At 64.5% G+C, this 23,847-nt stretch carries 11 protein-coding genes; 2 read left to right on the top strand and 9 right to left on the bottom strand.

Annotated features, from left to right (window positions below):
• Positions 1 to 117: 117 nt before the first annotated feature.
• The 3 genes from ACOABP_RS01475 to ACOABP_RS01485 all read right to left on the bottom strand — a co-directional run bounded on the left by ACOABP_RS01475 (position 118) and on the right by ACOABP_RS01485 (position 11,305).
• A complete protein-coding gene (locus ACOABP_RS01475; RefSeq protein WP_474226662.1) occupies positions 118 to 8,034 on the bottom strand; it encodes a PLxRFG domain-containing protein in 7,917 nt (2,638 codons plus the stop codon).
• The gene (locus ACOABP_RS01480) at positions 8,034 to 9,902 is read right to left on the bottom strand and encodes a hypothetical protein (protein ID WP_474226663.1); all 1,869 of its coding nucleotides are present in this window, start codon (positions 9,900 to 9,902) and stop codon (positions 8,034 to 8,036) included. The genes ACOABP_RS01475 and ACOABP_RS01480 overlap by 1 nt, the downstream gene beginning before the upstream one ends.
• A gap of 1,199 nt (positions 9,903 to 11,101) precedes the next feature.
• Complete coding sequence (locus ACOABP_RS01485) at positions 11,102 to 11,305, bottom strand: cold-shock protein (protein WP_027693588.1); 204 nt, start codon at positions 11,303 to 11,305, stop codon at positions 11,102 to 11,104.
• Between the two features lie 871 nt (positions 11,306 to 12,176).
• Between ACOABP_RS01485 and ACOABP_RS01490 the strand changes: the two genes are divergently transcribed.
• The gene (locus tag ACOABP_RS01490; protein ID WP_474226664.1) at positions 12,177 to 12,440 is read left to right on the top strand and encodes an isochorismatase; all 264 of its coding nucleotides are present in this window, start codon (positions 12,177 to 12,179) and stop codon (positions 12,438 to 12,440) included.
• A gap of 27 nt (positions 12,441 to 12,467) precedes the next feature.
• Entirely contained in the window at positions 12,468 to 12,689 is a 222-nt protein-coding gene (infA, locus tag ACOABP_RS01495; protein WP_474226665.1) for a translation initiation factor IF-1, read from the top strand.
• Positions 12,690 to 13,022: 333 nt separating this feature from the next.
• Here infA and ACOABP_RS01500 read toward each other — a convergent pair whose 3' ends face one another.
• From ACOABP_RS01500 to ACOABP_RS01525, 6 genes are all read right to left on the bottom strand, one after another.
• Complete coding sequence (locus tag ACOABP_RS01500; protein WP_474226666.1) at positions 13,023 to 14,915, bottom strand: hypothetical protein; 1,893 nt, start codon at positions 14,913 to 14,915, stop codon at positions 13,023 to 13,025.
• Positions 14,915 to 16,081 carry a hypothetical protein gene (locus ACOABP_RS01505; protein ID WP_474226667.1) on the bottom strand — a complete coding sequence of 389 codons (1,167 nt, stop codon included), beginning with the start codon at positions 16,079 to 16,081 and terminating at the stop codon, positions 14,915 to 14,917. Before ACOABP_RS01505 ends, ACOABP_RS01500 begins: the two co-directional genes overlap by 1 nt.
• Positions 16,074 to 18,494, bottom strand: a complete 2,421-nt coding sequence (locus ACOABP_RS01510) for a hypothetical protein (protein ID WP_474226668.1) — start codon at positions 18,492 to 18,494, stop codon at positions 16,074 to 16,076. The genes ACOABP_RS01505 and ACOABP_RS01510 overlap by 8 nt, the downstream gene beginning before the upstream one ends.
• 180 nt (positions 18,495 to 18,674) lie before the next feature.
• Positions 18,675 to 19,265 (bottom strand): hypothetical protein, encoded by a 591-nt coding sequence (locus ACOABP_RS01515; RefSeq protein ID WP_474226669.1) that lies wholly within the window; start codon positions 19,263 to 19,265, stop codon positions 18,675 to 18,677.
• Positions 19,266 to 19,334: 69 nt separating this feature from the next.
• A complete protein-coding gene (locus ACOABP_RS01520) occupies positions 19,335 to 20,525 on the bottom strand; it encodes a hypothetical protein (protein ID WP_474226670.1) in 1,191 nt (396 codons plus the stop codon).
• Positions 20,525 to 23,845, bottom strand: a complete 3,321-nt coding sequence (locus ACOABP_RS01525) for a hypothetical protein (RefSeq protein ID WP_474226671.1) — start codon at positions 23,843 to 23,845, stop codon at positions 20,525 to 20,527. Before ACOABP_RS01525 ends, ACOABP_RS01520 begins: the two co-directional genes overlap by 1 nt.
• Positions 23,846 to 23,847 lie beyond the last annotated feature (2 nt).

Here is a 23,847-nt window from a genome sequence, read left to right on the forward strand (position 1 = left end):
GGCTCTTTCCGACATAGCTCCCCGTCCCGTCCAAAGTAAGGGGGCTGCTGCACCCCCATCAATGGAACCGAAGTCTTGGCCATCAGCTTTCGACGGCCAAGACTTACAGGGGTGGCGCTAAAGATCGGCGCGCGCCCGCGCAACGTCCTCCCGCATCTGCTGACGCATCGCCTTCGGTGCCGTATCGGCAATGCGCTGGTCCTTCGGCTTCGCCATTTCACGCACGCGGCGGAGAACGTCGGGCATGCGCACGACAATCTGCTGATCCGGATTCTTCGAGTTCCAATCCGCAACTGCGTCGCGGGCTTCCTGCACCTTCGCCTGGTCTTTCTCGAAAATGCCTTGAGCCCACAGAGCCCGGATCTCCTGCGCCCGCAGGTTGTAGAACGCCTTGGCCTGCTGGTTCAGGCCGTTGGCTTCCTGGATGGTGGCCACGCTGGACGGCTGGAACCCGACGGCCTTCAGCGCTGCTTCGAGGGCGTTGGTGTCGAGCACCTTGTAGCCCTTCGTGTCACGGTACATCCCCGTTGCCGCCATGTCCGCGCCCTTGGCCAGGTTGCGCACGGCTGTCGGCGCTGCGTCGAGCAGCCCCGCTCCGATATCGCCGCCCGCCACCTTGCGCGCGCCGGACACGATGCGGTTGGCGAAGTCACCGGCCGGGCCGACGATCTCCAACACATCGCGGGTGTGGTCGTTACTCTCCCGCAGCAGGCCGGTGCCGGGGATCAGGTTCCCCATGCCAAGGCGGCCGGAGACGTCCAGCGGCATGCCCGGCAGGCCCGTGATGCCCTTGTCGATGAAGGACGCGATATCACGGCCAAACACGCTTTCCAGGAATTCCTGCTTGGCCTTCTTCGCAGAGAAGTTGTAGCCGGCGATCTGCGCCATGGCATCGACCAGGTCGTCCGCATCTTCCGCGAACGGTAGGCCGCCGGCCCCACCGAGCAGCATCAGCGTGGCCAGCATCAGCAGCGCTGCCTTGCGGCCGTCCTTCCGTTCCTGCGACCTAGCTTCGCCCTGGCTCCACAGGCGGCTCATCAGCTCCAGGTATGCAATGGAATAGGTCTTGAACGTCAACAGCGTGCCGCCGACGGCGCCCCGACCCCATTGCATCTTGCTTGCCTTACTGTAGACAAATTGAGTCTCAGTGACGGCCCGGCGCGCGAACGCAGCAGGATCAGCCATGTCTCGCGCCTTGGCCATACGGTACGCCGCAATGAACGTCACACGGCGGTTCACCTGTTCGGCGGCGCCGAACAACTTGCCCCACGCGACAGACAGGCGCGACAGCGAGTTTGAGCCCAGTGCGCGAGCATCGCCCCGACGCGTGCCGTCACCGGCGCGCAGCGAGCCGCTGCCGCGCGCCTGCGCCATGAGTTGGTGGACTTCCTGAGGGCTGACCGTGCCATCTTCTTCGGCATCGTGCAGCGCACGCGCCAGGTCAGCCTCGTACTGGAAGCCCTTCGTGGCCATCTGCCGGGCCGCCCGGCCAAGCTCCGCGGCGGCCTTGCGCGCACCACCGAATTGGCTGAGCCACGGGAAGGTTACCGCGGCCGGCTGGGTCATGTTGACCAGCGCCGACGCCACGGATCCACCAAGGTACTGGGCAAACAGCAGGCCGCGGACGGCTTGCGCTTCCTCCTGCGGATTCTTGATGTAGTCGGCCAGCCTGACGGCAGCGTCCTTCAGCTCGCCCTGCTCCTTCGGGATGGCATCGACGGCTTCCGACAGGTCGCCCATGTGCAGGCCTGCCGCTGTCTGGCGGCCGTTGCTGTAGATGAAAGAAGCCAGCACGCGGCCCACGTCCTCGCTGTAGCCAGCAATCCCCTTGCGGTGAATCAGCCGGCGCATGGCGCTTCGATTGGTCTTCGTCAGCCGTAGGTATTCCTGGAAGGCCTGGTCTCGCTCGCTATCGCCTTGCGAATCGAATCCCAGCGCGTTCCCGAAAAGCTCCAGCGTCTCCGGCGTGATGCCGGCGAACAGCTTGTAGCTCTCTTCAGACAGCGTGCCCTGGTTGACCGCAGCATCGGGGAAAGCGCCGCGCATCTGCTCAGCCATCTGATTTGCCTCGCGCCGCGTCTCGAACAGGCCAAAGTACTGACGCTCGCCGGCCTGATCGACCACGTCGACGGTGTACTTGCCGAATCGGGACAGTGGGGCGTACCCCTCCGCCTGCAGTTGGGTCACCTTTTCGGCCCGGTCCATCACCCCGTGCGCCAGTTCCATCAGGTGCTTTGCGCGGTCTGGGCGGGCGTCTGCCATCTCCGCCAGATGGTCACGAAGGATCGTAGCGGCCGCCCGCACGTCGGGCGCATCCATTACCCGGTCGCGCAGCTCCTTCACGTCGTCGCCGGCGTAGCGCAGCATGTCCGCCCGAGCCATGGTGTCCAGGCTACGATCGGTCGCGGCACGGAACTCGTGGTACAGCGCCACCTGCGCGTCGCTCAGCTTGAACTGGCTGCGCAGTTCGGCGTCCGTCCAGACGATGCCGGCCTTCAGCAACTGTGACTCGAAACGGCTGTCGATCAACCGCGCAAACTGTTCGTCCGAATGGCCACGCCAGGCACGTAGCATCCCCTCAGGGATCTTGCCGTTTTCCAGCAGGATGGCGGCCTTGTCCTCGGTGCTCAGGCGCGCCGCGGCCTCGGCCAGGTCGGCAACGCGCGCCGGCTTGCCGGACGTGTCGCGCGTCCACAACAGGGTTCCTTCGAAGATCGGTGCGGCCACGGCCTTGTTATCCGCGGCACTGACCGGCGCCTTGGCGATATCGCGCCACGTGTCCAGCTTCGGCAGCAGCTTCGGCGCCATGTCGGCAGCGTCGTTTGCATAGTGCGAAACGTCGTCAATGAAGCCTTGCGCCGATTCGAACACCGGCCGGAAGGCGGGCGAACGCTGCGCAAGGTTGTACATCGTGCCGATCGTCTTGTGCCACCAGGACAGGCCACCCGGCGCGCTGAAGGTCTTGTTCAGTTCCTGTACGGCCCGGCCCGCCGTTGCCCGCATCCCGGAACGGCTGAACTGCGGCCCAGTGTCGGATTCATCACCCACCCTTGCATTCAGCAACCGGTGGAGTACACTGGCCACGTCTCCTGAATTGGACGAGCCGGAAGGCTGCTCTACCCTCGCGGTATCAGCACCGGATACTTGACTCTTCAGGAGATATTCTTTTGTGGCTACCGAATGCAGATACATGCGCTGCATGTTCGAGTCGCGCCGCACCAGGACGGTCACAATGTCGTCCTTCCCGTCGATCACCACCGGTGCCGACACGTAGAAACTCTCCCCCTTGTGATACTGCGCCTGATGCACCAGCGCGCCACGCTCCAGCACGTCTTTGACTGCGGCGAAGGCGGCGAACTTGTACGGGCTGGCCTTGCCATGTGCCATCGAATCGCGCACCGCACGGCCGTCTAGCACCACCTCGCCCAGATCCGGACTCACTGCCTGCCCACCCTGCTCCTTAAACAGGTTCGTTGCCCATTCCCGCACTGCCGCAAAGCCGATCGGCGCTTCCTTCCCCGTCAGCACCGCCACGGGCGCGCCCTGCAGTACTCGCGCCTTGCGGGCATCGTCTTGGCTCAGGGCCACGCCCTCGCCGCGAACGTCGCCGCGCGCCGCGCGCTCCATGCCGACCATCGCATATCCGACCAGATCATCAACGCTGACCTGGCGTAGGCCCACGCCGTTTCGCAGCATCCACTGACGGATCGTGACCAGGAAGCTGCGCAGGAGGTCACCGACGCGCTGGCCGATGGTCTGGTCGACCCACGCGAGAAACCGGCTGTCAGCGAAGGAGAAGCCTTGGCTCCGCCCTTCGATAACTGCCTGCTCAACAATGTAGGCAGCCGCTTCCCGGCTGTTGCCTTCCTCGCCAGCGGCTGCCATCCGGCCGGCAGCGCGGTCAAGAAACTCGCGCAGCGATCGGTCCCGTACGGTGGCGCGCTTGCTCAGCATGTCGGCGGCGTGCTGGTCCAGCTTCTTGCGCTGTTGGCCATGCGTCATTTCGTGCAGCAGGACTGCCGGTGCCGTGATCGGGTCAAGGTTTGGCCCTACCAGGAACGTCAGACCGGACTTCGAATCGTAGAAGCCATTGATCAGGCCGCCGTCTTCGAACTTCTGGATGGCACTGGTCAGCGCAGTGCCTGTCTTGGTTGCGAAGGCATTTGCGATCTGTAGGGGATCGTTGTTGTCGATCATCACGACGCCGCCGCGCATGCCACGTCGGCCGCGCTCCAGCATCACGCGCACCGCCTTGCCAAGCTGCGGATACTGCAAATCGAAGGCGCGTACCAATTTCTGCGTATCCATCAGCGGCAGGCCGTTGATGTTCTGCGGCAGTTCGCCATCGACAATGTCGCGGCCGTTGAACGTCACGAGCACACGGCTTGCGCGAATGTCTGCCGATTCTTCGGGCGAGATTTCGAGCCGTTGGCGCGGCGTCATGCGCATGCGCGCCTGCGTGTTGCGGGCCTCCACCTCGCCGGCCAGACGGCGGTACGTCACCGCACCGGTCTTGTCGAAGTCGCTGGTGAATCGGTCCACCGAGCCACCCTTTGCGAAGCCTTCGGCGTGTTGGATCTCGTGCTGCAATTCGTGCAGGATCGCTGATGCGAGCATGTCGCGCTGCATGCTCGGCTGCACCTCCACTACTGGGCCAGTGGCCAGATGTCGGATACGGGCATCGGCAGTCGCATTGGCCGGCATCATGGCGATGGGAATGCGCGCCAGTCGCGGGTATGCCGCAAACAAGCGCGGATGCACGAGCACGTCGGAAATCATCGGACCGCTCCGCCCCGAGTTGATCGCATTGACGCGCGCTGCGTCCACAACGGAGCGTGCCGTACTACCCGGCACAGCAATGCTGGCCAGGTGGTCGCTGATCTCGAAGCGCCATTTTCCGTCAGCGCCCAAGTGCCAGCCCGTCTCCCGACGCACCGCTTCCCCGTCCTCGCCGGCTGCCAGCCGCTGCTGCGCCGACACCAGAGCATGCAGGTCAGCGCCCCGGGCACTGCGGCCAGCAAACGAGAACTGGACGGCCTCGACGCTCGCGGATGCTGCACGCGGTGATGGTGCAGAAGTGGACTGCTCCAGCGCCCGGGTCTTCGCGCGCGCCGGGGCATCGTCCTTGGCCTTCTTTGCCAGTACGCCCCGAGCCGGCTTTGCCTTCCGGGTGCCCCTGTTCTCCTGCGCCTCGTCCGGAGTGCCGGCCGCAGCATCGGTCGCCGGCGACAGGTTGTCGCCGTCCTTCAGCCACGACTTGAACTCGTCCATGCTCATAGCACGAACAGGTCCGACCTTCCAGCCAGCATCGAAGTTGGAGCGGTACGCCGCAACGGCATCGGCTTCCTGATCGAAGCCAAGCATCGTCTTGTGTTCATCGAAGCCACCGGACTGCTGGTCCAGCTGATCTACAACGTACACATGACGTGATTCGGGATTGGGCCCGATATAGGCGTCGACCTGCTCGCCGTCCGCCCCTTCGGTGCGCTTGATGTAGCCGTAGTGATCGCTCATGGTGTGGCGCCACTCGGTGCCGTCTGGGCGCTTTCCCGTGCGATCGGAACCGCGCGGGTTCTCCACCGTTATGTCCAGGCCCTGGACGCGGATATGACCCTTAGCGTAGTTGCCGGCTTCTTTCTGCGCGTCGGTCGGCTCCGGACGGTCGTTCTGCTGGCTGGTTGCGGCCTCGTGCGCAGCGGCCTCGATCTGCGCCGACGCAGGGCTCTGCGGAGCCAGCGGCTTGAGCGCCTTCGGCTGAACGGCCAGCGGAGTGCCAAACAGATATTCCTCGGCAGAGTCCTTGTCTGCCTGCTGCGGCTTCGCCAGATTCGCCTCGAACTGCCGGGCATTGAAGTCGTCGCCACGCGACCGCGCTTCGTCCAGGGCGTTCTGCATCAGCCACTGGGCGGCCGCTTTGGCAGTCCGCGACGCCTGGCGATTCGTGCCCATGTTCACCTTCGGGAACGGCGTGGTCTGCCGGCCCGAAGTTGTCAGCACCGCCTCGCCTGAAGCGAGCTTGTCGCCGACCAGACCCTGCCGCGGCACAGCGGCCTGGCCTGCGTTCTGCTGCGCTGCCTTGGCTTGACGAGCCTTAGCGATGCCCTCTTTTAGATTGGCCGGCTTCGGATCAGCCGGGGTAAGAGCGGCAGGCGTGGCCGTGGCAGGTGCTGGTTGCGATTGCGCCGCAGCAGCTTCAGGTTGCGGCGCTGCTTGCGGTTGCTGCTGGGGTTGGCCCGCATTTGCTGCCTCCAGATTCGGCGCGCTTGGCGTTGCATTGGTGTTTGCCGCGGGCACGGCCGAAGCCTGCCGGGCACCTTCCTGCGTGGTGATCGGCGCCTGTTGCGAGGCGGCCGACGACTTGGCCTGCTGCTCCTGCTGGGGCCGTAGCTTCGCCAGTTCAGCCTGCACGCGGTCGCGCTCGGCGACCAGGCGCATGTCCCAGCCGTTGGCGCGCGCCGTTTGCTGGATGAAGTGCAGGCGGCCCTGCAACTCGGTGGCCGGATCGTTGGCCAACAGGCTGCCTTGAGCCCCGGTGATCTCCCCCGTTTCCGGGTCGATCTTGTTGCCCTTCGTGCCCTTGTCCTGCTCCTGCGCTACGTCCGCCGCCTGTTGCAGCGCGGTCTGCTGCGCCATGTGCTGGCTTGCCCCGTTGTCGACGGCGAGCGCGGCCGCGGTGGACATCGGGCCGGCCGCCGGGTTGAGGCCCATTTGCTCGGACGGGCTTGGCGCGCCCTCGATCGGCGTCACGTCGAGAATGTCGCCGCGGCGAATGCGGCCCAGGCGATCTGCTCTGGCCTGTGCTGCAGCCTGAGTGGCATTGTTGAGATCGCCGGTCGTACGCACGACGCCATCAGCATCTGCCTGGTAAACCGGCGCCGGCAGTTGCAGCGGCGGCTGTTCAGCGATCGTCGGTTCCGCTGGCATCGGCGTCACGTCGGTGAACTCACCGCGGCGAGCCCGATCCAGTGCCGTGTTCCGGTCCTCAGTGGTCCGCACCACACCGTCAGCGCCGACGTCGTAGACAGGCGGGGGCAGCAACGCAACGGGGCGCTGCTGCTCGTTCTGCGCGGGGGCCAGGGTCGGCGCCGCCGCCGCAGCGGGGGCACTGCCATGGATCGGGCCGGCGATGCCGCCCATCAGGCCGCCGGACAGTACGCCCATCACCGCCTGATCGCTGAGACCTTCGGTCCACGGCTTGTCTAGTGCCAGGTTTTGCAACACCTGCTCGGACAGCGACTGCGGCAGTTCTTCCAGGAAGCCCTCGGAAATCGCGCCTTCCAGCGCCTTTCGCGGCAGACTCTTGGAAGCCGTTCGCGCGGTCGCCGCCACGGCGGACGGGCCGCCAGTGGCCAGCAGGGTATCGATGTCGCCGATGCCCAGACGCTGGGCGGCCTTGCCGGCAACGGCGCCGAACAGCGCCGTGCCCGCGCCGGATGCTGCGGCCAGCCCGGCTTGCTTGCCCGTGAGCAGGCCGTCGTCGGTCTCTTGGCGAATCTGTTCTGCCGCCGAACCTGCGCCGGCGATGCCTTCGCCCACGGCACCCGCAACCGCGCCGCCAATTCGCGGGATCATGCTCACGGCACGGCCAGCCACACCGCCCGCCCCCATCAGCGGCAGAGATTGCCCAACGGCGTTGGTGATGAGCGACGGATTCGAGAGCGCGACCTTGGTTTTGTCGATCACGCCGTCGGCATCTTGGAATTCCTGCTGCTGTTGCTTGGACGCGTCCGTCATCAGCGAGCCAAGGAACTCACGCGTCTGCTTGGGCCGGAAGCCGATGGCGCCGTCTTGGTTCTCCAGGAACTTGCCTACCTGGCCGCCGGTGGCGATGTCAGCAAGGCCGACAGCCGCTTCGGGAACACCTACGACACCCTGAGCAACGGACAGCCCGAAGTCGCGCGCATGGCCCAGCACGCCCTTTCCTTCGGGCTGGGTGGTACCGCCGATTTCCTCCCAAGGCTTCGGTGCTGCCTTCGGTGCAGCGCTAGCGGCCGGCTGTTGCGCAAAGTCTTCCCACGGCTTCTGATCGGACATTAAACCTTCTCCCAATTCTTCTGATCGGCGGGGTTACCGCCCTTGAATTTGTAGCCACCGCGCACGCTGCCGATCTGCGGGGAGCCCCGGGCGGCGGCCGCACTGCTCGACTGGTCCATGAATTGGCCTGTCTGGTTGTTGATGACACGCGATGGGCGTGTCACCACCGACATGGCTTGCGGGTCGTACTCCTGGCCACCAGGCACGACGGTGAAGCGATTCGGTGCGTCCTTGCCGGTCAGCATGCGGATTTGCTCGGCAATAGCGCTGCGGTCCTCAGGCTTTGCGGCGTCGTATTGCTGGTACAGCTTTTCCATCCGCTGGGCGTTGCGGGTCTGGAAGCCGCGCGCTTCGACGTCGGACGCCGTGCGCTGCTGATCCAGCGCGTTGCTGGCAGCGAAACGAGCGTTCTGACCCAGTTCCTGCGCCGCGGCGCGCTGGTTGGCACCCTGCTGCTGGATCTGCTCGCGCGCGATGCCGGAAGCGTTCTGCTCGCGGGCGAGTGCGGTCCTGTCATCGTTCTCTTGCAGGCCGGCCAGCACCCGCAGTTGGCTGGCGGTGAGCTGGCCATTCGGGGAGCCACGGTAGGGAGTCGATGCGGCGGCCAGCGCCCTGGTGCGCGCGTCGTCATTGCGGCCTGCCTCGAAGTAGGCGGGGAAGCCTTCCGGGGCAAAGCCAGCGCCGGTGCTGGGCGCGCTCGCGGTCATGGCAGGAACCGTGCTGACGGTCCCGCCGGCGCCTTTGAACCCCAGGTTGCCGCCTGCTGCGCCTGCGACGGTGTTTGCGTCGTTCGTGAACGAGTACGTGCCGTTCGCCTCACGCTTTCCGACAACACCGGCAACGCCAGTCGGGGAGAAGCCATTGCCGGTCTGTTGGGGCGTCGGGGCAGGCGTTGGCGCGCTTGGCGCGGCAGCGGCTGGCGCAGGCGCCTGCCCCGACGCGCCGGCGCGCGTCGTGGATGGGGCTGGACTGGCTGCCGGCGCCTTGGGTGCAGTTGCGGCAGCGGCCTGCTGGTCAAGGCCAAGCAGCCCACTGCCGAAATTCATCAGTGGCCGGCCGGCCACGTTGTACAGGTCTTCACTGGCGTCTGCGAGCGCCGCCGGCACTACCGCGGCCGTGCCGCGAACCAGCGTGCCAAGGCCGCGGGCATATTCGCCGCTGGCCCACTGGCTGGCCACGTCGTCGCCGGTACCGCGCAGCACCGAGTCCGTGCGCCAGCCGGATCCTTCCGTCCGCATCTGCGGCACGAAGCCGAAGGACGATTGCGAGGCCGCTGGCGCCGGTGCAGGCGCTGCCGTGGGTGCTCCCGTCGGCGCCGCGGCGCGCGCGGGGGCTGGCGCTGTCGGCACGGCTGGCGTGGACGTCGAGGCGCGAGGATCCGCCGGGTATGTGGTCACCGGCTGCGAAAGCGCCGCGGCCACTGTCGGATTGACAGCCGGAGCGGCGGGCACACCCGTGAGACCGCGCGACTTCCTCGGGTCATCAACCACGCCGCCGTCGGCGAAGAACAGTTCAGGCTTGCCGCCCGTCTGAGGCTGGGCGGCGAAGCCCAGGCTCGCCGGCCCTGCCGGCGCATGGGTGGCGCCCTTCATGGCATCGAGCGCTTGGACGCCGATGGCATGCACCTGCTCGGGCGGCAGCACGTTCTCCCCATTGCTGAGGTTCACGTCGACCGGGGCACCCTTTCCCATCGCGGCCAGCTTGTCACTGCCGATCTGCGCGGTGGAGTCGGCGGGCATGACATAGCTGCCGTTCGGGACCGTGGCCTGTACATCATCGGACGTGCCCGTGCCTGGCCCCTGGACCTCGCCGCCGCCGGCATAGTTCTGCGCCTTGGGCGGTTTGGCGCCCTTCTTGAATCCATGCATGGGATGCCCCTGAGTGAATTTCGACCGGATACCCGGCGATCTTCTGTGCCCTTCGTCAGAGGGGCCAGCCCTACAGGGGTAGTGACATATAGTCCGCTGATGGGACGAAATTCAGAGGCGAGGGGGCGAATTCGTTACTGTGGATCCGTACCAGCGGCAGTCGCCGCTATCCGTGCATGTGGACTCTACCGGGCGCGCCGATGTCTAAGATCGGCCAGTTATCAACATCGGAAGCTTGACGACTGAAATATGGCATGCAGCGGCCATTTGCAGCTCCGTTCCTCGAACTTCGGCCACGCTCTGTTGCGGCAACGAGATGCGGTGCGACTTTGGCGCGGTGCGCGTCGCGAGGTGAGCGCCTCACAGGGGACACGGGGAGACCCTCTTGCTCTAACTTGTAAGTGCCCTATGACGCCAAGCCACAGCCACCTACAATTTGACATGCGCTTTCAATGCCGCCAGGTGCATTTAGCGATTCCTGCTTCTGCCTCGTGACTTCATCTTAGTCTCCGACATGTCTGGGGGCGGAGTTCGAATGCCTTGCTCGCCCGGCTTCCAGCCTATTCGGTGCAGGACTCTTACGGCTACCTCGCACAGTAGAGTTGGGGCGTATGCTCCGACGGTGAATCATCTGCCAGACCAGTACACGTTCCCCGTTGCCGTCGTCGATCAGCGGTCATCCGAACGACCAAATCATGCGACTTCGTCACATGAGAGACTGCGCGCTAACAAAGAAGGATTTGCAATGCCTACCCGCGCCATTACTTTCAACTATCGACACGTGGAGTTGATGCCACTGATGCGACACCGCCCAGGCCGCATGTCGTTGAAGAAGCCCGGAGGAAATCGATTTGCCTTCATCCGCCTTGCGGCGACTCGCCTTCACAGTGCTGTGACAACGCTCATCGACTCGCATAGCAAGGTCAATGCGGAGTGGCCTGAGCTTCAGTCGCCATCCGTTCCAATGGTCAATCAATTTCGGCGATCAAAGGGAAGGCGGCGGGCCGGATTTCCACGCCTTCAAAGGGTGCTCGCCTGATGCACGCCTAGTTAGGCTTCCTATGGACCAAAAAAACTTCAATCGGTCCGACGCAGTGCAAAAGAGAGCCGATCACTTAACCGGTGTTTGCACTCGGGACAAAGGAAATAAAAAACCCCGTCATTGCTGGCGGGGTTTTTCATCAATCTAGCAAACCTGATTAGACTGGCTCGATCTTGGTTGCTGCGGGACCCTTCTGGCCCTTGCCTGCTACGAAACGAACCTTCTGTCCTTCCTGGAGGCTCTTGAAACCACCGCCCTGAATTTCAGAAAAATGTGCGAAAAGATCTTCGCCCCCTGCATCGGGGGAAATAAAGCCGAAGCCTTTCGAATCGTTGAACCACTTTACAGTACCGGTTTCCATGTGAGGACTCCTTAGAGATTCTCGCCAGCGAAGGATGCAGACGAGGCACGACAATCAAGGAAGATACATGGAGAGAAAGTGGCCCTAACGGGGTGCAACTGACGCTGCGAGACTAGCTTGAAGATCCTGCGAGGTCGGTTATACAGGTGCAGTCGTACGCGGTCAATCAAAAACTCTAGCCGCTCTGTCGTTCTGGTTGCCATTGAGTACGGGATGGCTCTCCAAATTTCCGCAAACGCGCTGAAGAAGAAAGGTGCCTTTCGGCGGGCGGTTGCGGACACGATCCCATAGGAATGTCGAACCGTCCGGCCGCGCTCGTTCGCTGCAAAATCGAAGAACGCTGTACGGTAAAGCTCGCTTTTGCCGCTGCACATGACCGTCCGCAAGTGTGCAATGCAGCGGTCGGTGCTTGGTAAAAAAGCGTAGGTGCTTGCAGTTGCAGTGAGGCGCTAGCCTTGATCTTGTAGCCGGGCAACGCTCGCCATGCCCTCACATCGATCGTCGCCGCAGCGGATATCGATTAAAGGTGTTACGATATCCCTGTTGTCGACAAAGTTCGACAGCCGCGCCGAAGCGACATCATGACTAGAAGAGCGTTATCGGCCACTCCGGTGTACACCGGATTTTGTGGGTAGCCTCTTACCCTAACCTATCCGACCAGCGGCAGAGCCGCACCGCAGCCAGCGTATGTACAGAAAGCGCTGACTCGCGAAAGTACGGTCTCGATTGCGTCTTTGCCTCTCTGCTTCCACAAAAACGAAGCTTCGGCGGCGCCATCCGTTTTTTCACTACAAACACCACGGCATCAGTGACAGTCAACATGACTCGGCACTTTTGTACACGTTCGCCGTGTTGCCGAACAGAGAACAATTTGAGTTACGAATACACCCCCTTCACCGTTTCCGTCTTCCCAATTCAGCAAGAACCAGGTCTGTGGTTCGCGAACTACATGATTTCGGAGTATCGAGACGGCGCTGAACGCGTCGTCGCAAACGTTTCGATGCGCCATACCACCTATGGCTCGGAGTCAAAGGCCAAGCAGGCGGCTCGCTACGCCGGCAACCGCGCGGTCGCGCATTTGCAACCCCAATCATACGGGCTGCGCCGCGGGTACCTCTCCACACCGCTCGCGTGAGAAAACGTAGCATTTATCGAGGCGTACATGGCTAAAGAAGAACTGGTGGAATTTGGTGGCAGGGTCTCGGAAGTGCTTCCGGACAACCGCTTTCGCGTCATACTCGAAAACGGCTTCACGGTCTGGGCCTACTCCTCAGGTCGGCTAAAAAAGAACCGCATACGCGTGCTCGCCGGAGATCGTGTCACATTGGAAATGTCGCCATATGACCTCACAAAGGGGCGCATCAACTATCGCCACAAGTCTTGATTGTCAAGGGAGACACTAAGATGTCTATCAACGACGAGTGGGAAGAGATGCATCTCACTCCCACCGGCTGGACTACTGGCAGCAGCGCATCCAAGGAACGGACTTCTATGCCTTCACCGGAGAAGAAGACCACTGCCTTGCCGCTTAGTCAGCCCTCGGTTTGGCGCGATCTAGGGACCCGCTGGGACAGCCCCGCCTAGCAATCCAATAAGTCACCGTCCGGAGTTACATGCAAAACGGCTGTCCTGTCGCGCATCGAGTCATTGAATCCACGGTCGTTCTGCGACTGCCAGCCAGCCCACGGTCCTCTGACAAGAGAGCTGCGGGACTTGCCTAGTACTGATAGTTGTAGCCGGTGGAGGTGCTTGTACTCGTGCTCTCCGATGTGTTCGCGCTGCCAGAACCGCTGATGCTAGCTGACACGTGCGCAGCCGACATCGCGCCCGCCGCAAGCTGGGCCGTGTATTGCCCCAGCGCCTTCGCGCCTTCCAGCGCAATCTGAGCCTGCTGGACAGCGTTCTGCATCTTCGCGGTGTACTCGCTGATCTGCATTTCGGCGTAGGCGATGTTCGTCCGGCTATTCATGTCCGCGAAGCGGCTCTGCATCTCAGCATTCGCCACGTTGGCGCTGGCGCCGGCGCGCCAGGCCTCCACCCGTGCCTGAAACACCGACGTGCCGTACTGCACGTTGCTGAGATTTGCCTGCAAGGCAGCCTTGTACGCGTCGACGTCGGCCAGGAACTTCGACACCTTGGTGCGCGCCGCCTCCATCCTGATCTGGGCGCCCTTCACCTTGATGTCCGCCTTGCTGGCCAGCCCCTGGATGGTCGACGCGTAGGCGCGCGCCTGAGAATCCAGAACATCGGCCTTGGCCGATTCCCCCTTCAGGCGGGCTTCGTAGGCGTCGAACTTCACCTTCTCTGCGCCGATCTGCTCCGCATAGGCCTGCACGTCCGCCCGGTATGCATCGAACTGGTTCTTGATGGTGTCCGCACGCAATGATGCGCCCTGCATGAGCGCCTTGTACACCTCGACGTTGGACTGCACCGCCTGCAGCTTCGCCTTGAACACGTCCACACGTTGCTGGTTGATCTGGCCCAGCGCCACCTGCCCTTCCACCGCAGTCTTGTAGGCGGTGAGCTTCGAGATTGCTGCGTCGAGCTTGGTCCGGTACACCTGCGCCAGGGTCTGGAAGGCGGCGTTCTGGGCGTTGAAGAGACTGACTTGCGCGTTGAACACGTTGATCTGGCTTTCCGCGTGGAAGCGGGCAACCTCGAACAGGCGCTTGGCCGCGTTCTCGTGCATGTTCTCGGTCAACTGTTCGAGCGCCAGGCCCTGCTGGACCGCGAAACGCAGGTTCTCGATCTCCCACGTCGCGGCCTGCACCAGGATGTCGCGATTCAACTCGGCCGCCTTCAGCCTGCCCTGCTCGCGCGCCACGTCGACCTGCTTGGCCAGCATCCCCGGCGGCATCGAGAAGTTGCGGCCAGCCCAGGTATCCACTGCCTCCTGAACCTGCCGCGATGTCTCGCCGCTATCGCGCTCCCGCGCGCGGGCGAACAGCGCGGCCTCGATCGGCGCCGGCAGCCCGGTGCCGCCGGCCATCATCTCCCTGACCTTGGCTTGCAGGTCGTCCAGCACCTCGGACGCATAGACCGGCTCGGCCCAGTTGATAAAGACATTGGGGACGGTGATGCCACTGGCATCCGGTGGCGTCGCATCGAAGGTCGGCAGATCCGGGAACACGAAATCCGGAAGCGTGATCTTCTCCAGCGCCTCCATGTCCGGCATGACAATCTGCGGCGGCTCGGGAATCTCCACCTTCGTGTCGATGTCCGGCCGCTCCGGCGCCTGGATCACCGCCATGCTTGGTGCATCCGGGATGTTGATGGGGATCATGGTCGGGGCGTCGGGCAGGTCGTCCATGTCGCCCACGTCCAGATCCTTCAGCAGGTCGTCAATGTTCAGGCCGCCCGGCGCGTCCGGCAGCACCAGCGGCGACGGGCTGTAGGTTGGCTGGTTGTCCAGTGACACTGGCGCGGGCGCCGCTACGGGCGCATCCGGGCGCGTCGGCGCCGGCACGTCGGCCACGGTGATGTCGCCGATTTGGGCGAGCGCCTGGCTCAGTTGCGTGCTGTACGTGCGCGCCAGGCTGTCCAAGCTGCTGATTTTCTCGGTGACGGTATCCACCGCCACGCCAAGGATGCTGTCTGGTGCGATACCCATCACACTCCCCTTTTGGTCGGCGCCGATTCGACGCGCAGGTCATTGATATAGGCGTGCTTGCCCGTCAGACGAAGCGCGAAGCTGAAATGGCGCCCACGCAGGCCGCGGCCGAATTTGAATCGTCCGTTGGTCAGGACGGCGGCCGGCTCTCGCTCCAGCGGATAGCTGTAGGTGTCCGCCTGCACGCCGCTCTGCGTGGTGGTGACGTCCATGACGGCCGTCCCGTCCGCATCCAGTTCGTATTCCAGATAGGCGGCCACCGGATGCACCAGCGTGCCCTTGCTCAGGTCAATCTTGCCGGTCACGAGCGCGCCAGCTACCGGTTCCTCGCCGCCGTCCAGCGCATAGACGCCATCCGGCGCCAGGCCGTAGAGCCTTCCGTCGATCACAGCCATCGAAGTGAACGTGTACGGCGCGTACCGGCTCATGGCCCAGCTATCTACGTTGGCTGTCCATGCCTGCCCGGTGTTCTGGTCGCCGCCCACTGGGGCGTCCTCGATCAGCGCCAAGTCGGTAACCAGGTCACGCGCCGCGAGGTGATCGACCACCGCGGCCGCCACGCGCGCGGTATCGATCAGCAGCGGCGCGACAGCCTGATGGCCGTCGGTCACCTCATCGGCCAGCACGGCTGTATCCACCAGCAGCGCTCGGGCGCGCAGTCGCCCGGTGGCGTCCTCGCCGATCGTGGCCGTATCGACCACCAGCACGGCGGTGGCCTGGCCGGTGCTGTCGCCGACGCGCGCGGTGTCCGTCGCAAGCGTGCGCACGCGGCGGCTGGCCAGCACGTCTTCGGCCGCGCGCGCGCCATCCACGGCCAGGCCTCGCACGCGGTCGACAACCGCATCGGTCGCGCCGGCGCTGTCGCTGTGCATGACCCGCAGCGTGCCGGTGATGCGCTCGCCGATCGTGATGGCCTCGGCAATGAGCAAGCGCGCGTGCAGGAGATCGCTTGCGGCGTCGCTGACCCGGGCCTGATCCGCCAGCATGTGCGCTGGCCAGTCGATGACCTGGTCTGCCGCCACGGCGGCGGCGGCGTGGAGCACCAGCAGGCCGAACAGCACGGTTTCGGTGATCCTCGCCGTGCCCTCGGTTATCGCTTTCAGGCCGATCCAGACCGAGTCCCTTGCCACGGCCGTGTCGTTCGAATCGTCGCGGTATTTACTCATTGATGACGCCTATGAAGTGATGCGCAGTCTTGTTGTCAGCCAGCGTGGTGTATCCCCAGCGTCGGCGCAGGCCGTCCGGCGCGGTCTCGTAGATGCTGGCGTAGTCGGCGTCGCCGATGGCGTTATGCACAGCGTCGCGGTAGAAATAGAAATCGTTCGCCGGCGAGAAGCCCCAGTACCAGGTGTGCGGCATGTCGCGACTGACGACCGTGGCGCCGGCCACAGCCAGGCTCACACTGAGTTGCCCGGAACTGGTGTCCGGGTACTTCACTGTGTTCGAATACGGGTTGAATCCCGGCGCCTCGCCGCCGATGATCACGCCATTGGCGTTGTGCGGTGACCCGCGCGCCGTGTACGGCCCGCAGATGCTGGTCACGTCAAGGAACCCGCCGCCGGGCAACTGCAACCAGTTGCCGCTTTCGGCAAAGTCGCTAACCTCAGTTGGGGCATAGACCAGGGTATCGACGTAGACGGGCACCCCATTCACCGACGGCGGCTCGCCCCGATTGTTGTTATTCGTTCGCCCGATGTAGTGGAAGATGCTGTCATAGCACCATAGCTGATAGGACGTCGGGTCAGCCACGGACCCTTGGGACGTTTCTTCCGACCGGGTGCGGCCCGCCGTGTGGTCCTGATAGGCGTACAAGATGCAGTCACGCTCGAACACGGGCACCAGCGCCGCCACATCGATGCTGAACGACGGAGTGGTGTCCACTGTCGTGCGGTGCATGTAATAGCGGGCCCGGCTGACACTGCCGACGCACTCCAGAATCCCAGGCGTGCGGTACATGGGGTTGCCGTAGCCCATGTCAGTGCCGACAATATTCGTGTGCGTCGTCACGGGCGGCTGCTCCTGCCGATCGTCAAAATCGGTGGTGTAGAAGTAGCCCATCAGGCCGCTGTTGCCGGTCGTTTCCGTCTTCTCCCACTGGCCGACAATCATGTTCTTCTCGAAGGTGCTCTGCGTCTCGCGCTTGAACTTCCGTTCGTCGTAGAAGTACTTGATCACCCGCAACTGGTCCTCGACGTAACAGCCGAAAACGATGGTGTCGCACTTCACCGGGTCGCCCATATAGTCCGGCGACACATGAATGAACGACTCGCAGCCCTGCCCCGTCAGTTCCGGGAACTTCAGCCGGATGCACGACTGCGGGTTTTTCGACAACCAGTAGAACGGCCCCGTGCCCACGCGCGAGACACGGCCGGCGTGCGCCGCGATGGGCGGCAGTTCAAGGTTTTCCCAGTAGTCCAGATCGGCGCCGCTGCTGCTCTGCGCGCGCGCCAGGATCTCGCCGACCGGGACACGGCGAATCTTGTACTTGATGGCCAGTTCGCGCGCGGTGCCTGCCTTCAACGTCTCATAGATTTTCGACAGGTAGCCGTTGAGCCTGCGCGCGTCCTCGGGGTGGTCGTACTCCCATGTGTTGCGCAGCCGCCCCTGTTCCAGCGCTGGCGCCAAGTACAGGTTCATTTTGTAGGCATGCACCTGCATCAGCCCAGCGCCGTCGTAGCCCCAGCAGGTACTGAAGCCCTCGGTGCCGCTGCGATTCATCGCCCAGCCGCCCGCCGAATACATCGCACTGAAGCTGTAGAAATCCGCGGTATCGCACACCTGGATGATCACGCCGGCCCGGCGCCACGCCTCAAAATCGCCCTCTGACTGCGGGAACCCTTCGCCTGTGGGCATGCCGCCGAAGCGATCGAGCAGCTTCAGCAGCTCGCCGTCGCCCACGTCCATGACATACCGGCGAAACGCCGCGGTGGTCGTCGCGGGCACCACGGGCAGCGGCATGGCATAGACGCCGCGTGCATTCACCTGAAGAAGCCACGGGCCGCCGGACGTGTCGAAGGCAACGTTGTTGCATTGGCTGGCGCCGTACTCGCACTTGAATTGCCCCTCCCGATCCGGGAAGCCGGTATAGCCGGGCAGCCGGACGTTGCCAAGCTGCTGGCGCACCAGCCGCATATATCTCTCGGGGACCAGCATGCGCGCGCGCTCAATGTCGTCCTCGGGAAGTTCCTGCAGATTCTGGCGCCCGTAGCCGCCCGCCACCTGCATGACTTCCGCCATCGCGCCGCTATACCAGGTCGGCCGCTGCTTTACGTACTGGGTGAACGTGTAGATGCCCGGATTGGTCGGTTGGAAGTATTGGAAGCGCGCTTCGTAATCGATCTTGAACCGCTGAAGCGCCACATCCTTGGGCGGCAGCGCCACGTCGCCGCTGTACGCCACGAGCCGGCGCCGGGTCTGCTCGGTGAGCCGCAGGCCTACGCCTTCCCCCTGTGTGAGCACCTGCGCCTTCGTGACGACCCCGCAGAACAGCATGGGAATGTTGGTCTCGGCCACGCCCTCGAACTGGTGTTCAGGGTGCTCGTGGCGCTCCAGGATCAGGATCCGGAACACGCCGCCCATGTCGGTGGCCACCGCCTGCCGGCCGCTGGGCAGATCCATGACGCGCTTCAGGTTGGCGAGATCAGACGCCTGCTTGAAGTTCGTCAGGTTCCTGGCCAGCAGCTCGACGGCAGCGGCATCGACAACGGATAGCTCCGCATCCTCTGCGAAGCGTCCGTAAGGGCGCGGCGACAGCATCGCTTAGACGGTCAGATTCAGCCGGTAGCCGATGTCGTAGGTGTCGCCGCTCTGGAACACGCGGGTGGCGGCGTACTTCGATGCCGAAACCAGCGCGCCGGTGGTGCCGCCCTTCGTGCTGTTCGTCAGCAGCGCCGCGCCGTTCACGTTGAGTTGCGACGCCGTCGCGATAGTGACCGAAGCTACCGCGGCCATATTGTCGATGGAGCCGGTGGCAGTGTCGACAGGCGTCCACGCCGGGCGCGTCGCGCTGGTGTAGCCCTCGGTCAGGCTGGTGATTTCCGACGCCACCGCGGCGAAGTTGGCCGCCGTCCAGTTGGCCGCCGGCGCAGCACTGCCGGAGAACAGGGCCAGGAAGCACGAAGCCTTGGCCTTGCCGCCCAGCGCGACGTTCAGGATGTGCGCCAGTCCCTCGGTCGGGATCAGGTTGTCGCCTTCCTTTTCCCACTCGGCGCCGTTGACGCGGCCGAAGTACTCGCCGCCGGCCAGGGCCGAAAGCTGCGGGAAGACGATGCCGGCTTCGGTGACGTTGAAGTTGCCAGCCGCCAGTGCGGTGGCCATTTCGATGCGCAGGGCTTTGCTGATGCGTTGCATAGGTTTCACTCCAGTTTTCCTATGCCGCACTCATGCGCAGCGATTGAAGGCCCGGATGATCGGGATGGTTCAGGTTACTGCCGTCAGCAGACGGCGATCCAGCACTACAGAGGTTCCAGCCCGGCCGGTGATGCCGGCCAGCACCGACGCATGCACCTCGGCGATGGCACCCGAACTGGTGCCCATGACATAGCCATTTTCCGCCAGCCAGACGACCACGGGTGATCCGTCCGGCGAAGCGTTGGTGCCGACGATCTCGGCTGCCACCAGGATGGCGCTGCCTGGCACCGGCGCCCGCGACTGCCGGCGCGCGATAGACAGGTTCCCGGGCTCGGTGCCACCAAGGAATGCCACATGATCCACCTGCCCCACCCAGATGCCGCCGTCCACCGGCTGCACGAAGGTGATGCGCTGTGGCATCTGAACGAACCCATAGCGTTCGTCGTGCAGGTGGTACGCCAGTGCCTCGGAGAACCGCAGCACGTTGGCGCGAGCAGTCACTAGCCGGCCGCGCCAGTACTTCAGGAATTTCCCTGTAGGCATCGGCGACAGATTGCGGAACTGCGTCGGCCGCCCCAGTTCGGGCAGCGTAGGCATGGCGATCGGCGGTGCGCCGACTGGGTAGTCGCCGGCCAGCAGCAGCTCGCCGCCGTTCGCGCGGGTCAGATAGAGCCGCGCACCGGTCACGCTCGCGTCGAGGCACATGGGCAGCGTGATCTCCAGCCCGCCGCTGTCGCCCATGTCCGCGAAAGCGATGGCTGAGGGTGCCGATTCCAGTTGGCCGCGCAGCCATGCAACAGCCACGCCGTAGGTACCCTGGCTCAGCGAACCCTGGCCGGCCAGCACCAGCGGCGCCGCTGGCGTCTCCAGCGTCATGCGTTCCGCCCGCTGACCGTTGAAAGCGAAAATGCCCGCAGGGCCAGCGACGTACACTAGGTTGTTCAGCATCTCGTGCGACACATCGCCATCACCGATCCGCGCCAGAGGCTCCAAGGACCAATCACCGGTATTCAGCCTGCCCCACTGGTCGCCCAGCACGCCAAAGGCGTCCCCATGCAGAGGGCTTTGCCAGATATGACGGAATGGTTGGTCGGAAACGCGGCGCGTGCTGGATCGGAGGCTTGCCTTGCCGGCCGGCGACAGGTCCACATTCAGCGCATCGCGGAGATACAGTTTCGGGTTGTCGCCGCCCTGTTTTAGCGCCGCGTCTTCGGCCACGGTGTTGATGCCCGCCAGCGGCATCAGGGAAGTTCCGGCCATCAGAAGGCTCCTTTGCGGAATTGGTCGGCGTCGCCATCCGGCCGGATGTAGTGGACGCCTGGCCGCACATTGGGCACCCCGGCGCTCAGCGCGTCTACACCTACAGCCGTAATCGCCTGCCCCGCCGGACCCGGCGGCACGAAGGCGTTGCGCACCCGCAGGCGATCGGCGAAGCGCGCCGGGTCGTAGTCCATGCTGAACGTCTCGAAACCCTTGGCCTCCAGGCCACGCACGCGTAGCGACACCCAGGTCGCGCCGAACTGCGACGCATCGAAACCCGCTGGTATGGTCGGCATGAGCGGCCCCACGTGCAGCGTCTGCCACTGGTACGGCGAGTCGCCGCGAGAACTGCCCATCACCAGCGCGTTGATGCCGGTCAACTGGTAGGTGCGATGCAGCGGCGAAACCCAGTTCGTGGACGCAAACGCCATTGACGCGATGCCTGCGGCCGCGACCGTCTGCGGCCCGGTGTACGGCGCACGCGCCACGGTCGGCCTGCCAGTGAGCATTGAATCGGCGCCACCGAACTGGGTCAGGGTCTGCTTGCCGTCCCCGACGTTCACCCAGCCCATGCGATACGCCTGGAGCCCTTCCGGCAAGATGTAGCGCCGCTTCAGGTAGACGCTCTGAACGCCGAATAACACCATGCTGCCCACCGTCGTGGGCTGAAGAATGCCCCGGTAGGTGCTGATCCGCGCCGTGCCGAAGCGCTCGCCCGGCGGGTAGATGTTCGTTTCTCCCACATAGTGCAGGTTGGGCACCGGGTGATTCGCCTTGGCCTGTGCCGGCGCTTCCTTCACCGCCCAGATGGTCAGCGGGCTCATGATGGGCCGGCCTGGATCATAGACCTGCGCGTCATCCCACGCCGGCACGGTAATGCCCCGGTTCTTCAGGCCGACCGTCGGCGTGCCGTAGCCGTCCACCTTGATACCCGCGTCAACGGTGGCGCCCATGATGCGCACCGCCGGCCTGCCGGTATCCGGCGGGCTGACGCCGAAGGTATAGAGCACGTACTGATTCAGGCCTGGCGTGCCGAAGACGCTTTCCGAGTTCACCAGGGTGTCCACCTCGATGGTCTGCGGCGTATTCGGCGGCGCACCGGTCTTCGTGACCACCAGCTTGTCGCCCAGCTTCATCAGGTTGGTGCCCGCGACTGTGATGCCTTGCTTCTTGTCAGCAATCTTGGCCTGGCCGAACAATTGCATGCTGGTGCCGTCGACCTTCACGGGCCGCCATTGCAGGCGCACGAAGGCATCGCCAAACTCTTCGGAGTTCCAACCGTAGCCGCGCATCTCCGGCGTCACGTTGTACGCGCTCGGCTCGCCGACCAGGTCGCGATGGACCCATTTCGGCTCGATCTTGTTGAAGTGGATCGACAGCGCGGCCAGGCCGACGCCAAGCATGTCGGTGCCCCGCGGCTCCAGGTAGCGCGTGTACAGCTTCACCTCGGGCAGCTTCACGTCCGGCGGCGCGATGCTGTACCGCGGCTCGATGGCCAGCGTGCGGATGGCGAAGTCGATAAACGCCGTGCCGATCGTGGCCGAGTCGAAATTGCCGATTCGGTCGAAGTACCGGCGATTGTTTTCCAGCGCGGCCGTGCCGAAGGCCGCCGTGGCTGCCCCGGGCGGCGCCAGCACCTTCGCGGCATTGAAGACGGCGTGCCATGTCGAGATCAGCGGCGGCTCCACCCCGTCGATCGGCAGTCGGCGCACGCCGTAGGCCACCATGCCGACCTTGTCGTTGCCCGGATAGCCAGGCGGGGTCATCGCGGCCGGCTGGATCACGCGGGCATTGTTGTCGATCTGGGTGTAACCCCACGCCGGCGGCGTCACGCCGATGGCGCCCACCACTCGATTCCGGTTCTCAATCAGCGTCCATTGCGACCACGGCGGCGGGTTCAGCGCGCTGTCTGGGTCGTACACCATGGTGACGTACTGCCGCAGGTTCCAGACGTTGGCGCGGCCCCAGCGGAATTCCTCCTGCCCCGTGGTCTGGAAGCCCTTCGGCGCCGCGTAGGTCAGGCGGTTCTTGATCTCCTGCTGGCCCCACTGCTCACGGAAGCCCAGCGGCGCCACGGTCTGCGATTCCGGGATGATCCGCGTACCGAACGCCAGCCCATCGATGCCAGCCGGCAGCAGATAGCGCGTGCCGCCTACCAGCGGAATCGCGACTGCTGCCGTGTCGCGACCGGCCGTCTCGATGATGCGCGGCGACATGCTGACCCACGCCGTCCCCAGCGCCGGCGGCGCGATGCTGGGCACCAGCACGGTCTGCTTGCCGTGGCTGACGCGCAGCACGCCGTATCCGGTGGCAACAAAGCCCGTCTGCAGCAGGTAGCGCGAGAACAGAACCACCGACGGCGTGCCGTAGGCCGCGGTGCCGATGTTTCCCGCAGCCACATAGCGGTTCCGGTTGGCCACCGACAAGGTGTTTGCCACAGCCAGGCTGTCGAACCCGGCCAGCGCAATTGGCCGATGCTGCAGTTGCGCGGTCAGAGCGCCGATGCCGAGCAGATTGACACCAGCCGGCGACAGCGTGCGTGTGGCCGCGCTGACCACCTGCGAGCCCATGGCCAAGCCGTTGAAGCCGGTTGGCAGGAGCGCACGCGCGGCATTGGCGACGACCGGTGCAGGAACTGCATCCGGAGCAATGCCCGGGGGAATCGCGTACTGCGTCCGGTTGTAGAGTCCGACGCCGCCGATCGCGCCATCCACCCAGCCCGTCAGCGCAACAATCTTCGCTTCGATGGGCAGCGTCCAGGCACCATTCAGCGTGTCGCGCGGCGGTGTGTACTTGCCCTTCCCTACCCATGAAGCCGTGATGGTCCACTGTGGCGGTGCGTACTGGTAGCTGAAGAGCGCATAGACCGCCGTGCCCATGGCCAGCGGATCGAAACCCGCGGGCCGGACGAACTGCGTGCCGAATACCGTTGTCGCTCCGAAGTCGGATGCGTCGTAGCCGTTTGGCGAGATGTAGCCAACGGCGTTATCGAAGGTGACGTTCAGCGTGCCCGTAGGCCGCGTGTACCGTTGCGCGCCTGCCCACGCGCCATTGATTCGATACTGGGGCGGCCGATAGTTGAACCGGCTCGTGAGCGCCCAGGTAGGACCGAAAGCCGACGAATCCAGCCCAGCAGGCCTTGCAACCTGCTGGGGCACCAGCGTGATCGCGCCGGGCTGCAGTGCGGACCAGCCGACGGGCGTAATCGTCTGCAGCGGGCTCGCCCACGATGGATTCAGCCGGGTGACCGGCCCTCGATAGGCGTTCTTGCCCGACCAGGATGGGCTCAGCGTCCCCGCCGGCGCCACATAGTCGGCCATGC

The organism is Cupriavidus sp. HE11 (assembly GCF_056097175.1).

Excerpts from the sequence above, each read along its gene's own strand:
- ACOABP_RS01505 (WP_474226667.1), bottom strand. The coding sequence starts at position 16,081 with ATGAGTAAATACCGCGACGATTCGAACGACACGGCCGTGGCAAGGGAC.
- infA (WP_474226665.1), top strand. The coding sequence starts at position 12,468 with ATGGCTAAAGAAGAACTGGTGGAATTTGGTGGCAGGGTCTCGGAAGTG.
- ACOABP_RS01485 (WP_027693588.1), bottom strand. The coding sequence starts at position 11,305 with ATGGAAACCGGTACTGTAAAGTGGTTCAACGATTCGAAAGGCTTCGGC.
- ACOABP_RS01525 (WP_474226671.1), bottom strand. The coding sequence starts at position 23,845 with ATGGCCGACTATGTGGCGCCGGCGGGGACGCTGAGCCCATCCTGGTCG.
- ACOABP_RS01515 (WP_474226669.1), bottom strand. The coding sequence starts at position 19,265 with ATGCAACGCATCAGCAAAGCCCTGCGCATCGAAATGGCCACCGCACTG.
- ACOABP_RS01510 (WP_474226668.1), bottom strand. The coding sequence starts at position 18,494 with ATGGGCGGCGTGTTCCGGATCCTGATCCTGGAGCGCCACGAGCACCCT.
- ACOABP_RS01500 (WP_474226666.1), bottom strand. The coding sequence starts at position 14,915 with ATGGGTATCGCACCAGACAGCATCCTTGGCGTGGCGGTGGATACCGTC.
- ACOABP_RS01475 (WP_474226662.1), bottom strand. The coding sequence starts at position 8,034 with ATGTCCGATCAGAAGCCGTGGGAAGACTTTGCGCAACAGCCGGCCGCT.
- ACOABP_RS01520 (WP_474226670.1), bottom strand. The coding sequence starts at position 20,525 with ATGGCCGGAACTTCCCTGATGCCGCTGGCGGGCATCAACACCGTGGCC.
- ACOABP_RS01480 (WP_474226663.1), bottom strand. The coding sequence starts at position 9,902 with ATGCATGGATTCAAGAAGGGCGCCAAACCGCCCAAGGCGCAGAACTAT.